Annotated in this window: 1 protein-coding gene and 1 pseudogene; one reads left to right on the forward strand and one right to left on the reverse strand. The window is 74.7% G+C overall.

The features are described 5' to 3' along the window. Nucleotides 1-6: 6 nt before the first annotated feature. Nucleotides 7-621 (forward strand): annotated as a pseudogene (locus tag FGF04_RS39645) (lytic polysaccharide monooxygenase); the annotation flags it as partial. Here FGF04_RS39645 and FGF04_RS41960 read toward each other — a convergent pair. Further along, nucleotides 579-683, reverse strand: coding sequence for a hypothetical protein (locus FGF04_RS41960; protein WP_408055733.1), 105 nt, complete (start codon nucleotides 681-683; stop codon nucleotides 579-581). The pseudogene FGF04_RS39645 and the gene FGF04_RS41960 sit on opposite strands and share 43 nt — an antisense overlap. Between the last annotated feature and the right edge of the window lie 4 nt (nucleotides 684-687).

The raw sequence follows: 687 nt of genomic DNA on the forward strand, positions 1-687 counted from the left end.
GGCCCGCTGCTGCTCGCGGTGGCGGCCGGCCCGCTGCTGCTCGCGGTGGCGGCCGCCGGGCCCGCCGCCGCGCACGGGGCGCCGACGGATCCGGTCAGCCGGGCGGTGGCCTGCTCCCCCGCGGGCGGGCAGCGGGCGCAGTCGGCGGCCTGCCGGGCCGCCGCCGGCGCCGGTGTCGCCGCCTTCGACAACCTGCGGCTGGCGAACGTGAACGGCCGCGACCGGCAGGTCGTCCCCGACGGCAAGCTGTGCAGCGGCGGTCTCGCCGCCTACCGGGGCCTGGACCTGCCCCGCGCCGACTGGCCCTCGACCCGGCTGACCGCCGGGGCGGCCATGACGCTCACCTACCGGTCGACGATCCCGCACACCGGCACGTTCAAGCTGTTCCTGACGAAGCAGGGCTACGACCCGGCGAAGCCGCTCAAGTGGTCCGACCTGGCGTCCGAGCCGTTCGCGACGGCCACCGACCCGGCGCTGGCGAACGGCGCCTACCGGATCGCCGCCAGGCTGCCGTCCGACCGCACCGGGCGCCACCTGCTCTACACGATCTGGCAGAACACGAGCACGCCGGACACGTACTACTCCTGCTCGGACGTGGTCTTCCCCGCGGCGAGGAAGAGCACGTCCGAGCAGGAGTAGTACGTGTCCGGCGTGCTCGTGTTCTGCCAGATCGTGTAGAGCAGGTGG

It is taken from the genome of Streptomyces apricus, from assembly GCF_008369065.1.
GTDB lineage: Bacteria > Actinomycetota > Actinomycetes > Streptomycetales > Streptomycetaceae > Streptomyces > Streptomyces apricus.